Genomic DNA, 1,363 nt, shown 5'->3' on the forward strand with positions numbered 1-1,363 from the left:
AGGCGCTCGACCGCTGCCGCGACCGGCGCGACACCCGCGAGCATGATCGCGGGCACGAGCAGGGCGACGGTGCGCACGATGATGAGCGTGGCGCGCTGCTGGCGGGTGAGGCGCTGCACGATCCGAACGGACTGGTTGTCGGTCCGGGCCGCCGTGCGGCGGCGGATGCTGGCCGCGAGGGCGTGCCCGGTGGTGGCGAGGCCGCGCACGAGGAGGAGCACCCCGCAGGCGGCGAGCACGGCGTGGGTGAGCGTCGGCGCACCGAAGAGGGCGACGACGGGCGCGAGGAGGAGCAGCGCCGCGCTGCCGTACTGCCGGGGCGTCGCCGGGAGCTGTTCGCCGGAGAGCTCCCGGTCGCGGTCAGCGGCGCTTTCCCCGGTCAGGCTGCCCCGGTCCACCAGCTCGACCGCGACCCAGCCGATAAGCACCGCCAGGAACAGGATCGCGAGCCCCAGCGGGCGCTGCCCAAACGAGGGCTGTGCGAACAGCAGCAGCCCGGGGAGCGTCGCGCCCGCCGCCGCCCAGGAGAGGGCCCGCGACCAGCGCAGCAGCGGTCGGGCCGCCAGCTCGTCCGCGCGCAGGCCGTTCAGCACCGGGCCGAGGTCGGCGCGCCCCTGGGTCACGGAGCGGCGCAGCAGGAGCGCGGCGGTGAGCGCCCCAACCACGACCGCGCTCGACAGGCCGCTCGCGCCGACGACCAGGAAAAAAGAGCCGAGGACGACCGGAAGCCACGCGTGAACGCGCATCGGGGTGAGCACCTGGTGCACGAGCCCGGCCTGGGCATCGCGGGCGTTCGGCTGCTCCGCGAGGACGCCGAGCAGGGCATCGGAGTAGTCGTCGATGAGCGTCTGGCTGCCCGTGACCCGGGGCGCGAGCACGAGGAAGCGCTCGCTGTTGGGCTCCAGCGTGAGCCCGGTGCGGAGGTACTCGAGGCTGCTCTGCGGGGTGGTGATGCGCAGCGACAGCAGCAGTAGCGTCTCGATCGCGTTCGCGTTCTCCGGGTCGAGGCGGAGCGTGATCTGCGCGTGCTCGAGGGACTCCCGAAGATCAGCGTCCGAGCCATTCCGGATCAGCAACACGTGGGCGAGCAGGTGCTGCCCGGAGGCCCAGTCCGGGGTGCGAGCAATCAGGCGGCGGGCCTCGGCCACCGCAGCGTCGTGCTCGCCGAGCGCGGACAGCGAGTATGCCAGCATGTAGCCCCCGACCGCGTCCGCCGGGTCCAGCTCCAGCAGCGAGGCGGCGGTGGCCCGAGACTCGGCGTATCGAGAGAGCCCGTAGAGCAGCTGGGCGCGTTCGCCGAGGAGCGCACGGTGCTCCGGGTCTCCGGTCAGCGCCGCATCGATCGTCCCGAGGGCAGCGCTGA

General features: G+C 73.6%; 1 protein-coding gene. It reads right to left on the reverse strand.

Going from position 1 to position 1,363, the window contains the following annotated elements; all coding sequences use genetic code 11:
* A partial coding sequence (locus tag OOT08_RS12575; protein ID WP_325093088.1) for a hypothetical protein occupies positions 1-1,363 on the reverse strand: 1,363 nt, incomplete at both ends.

Source organism: Leucobacter sp. M11, from assembly GCF_035726885.1.
Lineage (GTDB): Bacteria > Actinomycetota > Actinomycetes > Actinomycetales > Microbacteriaceae > JAPFRB01.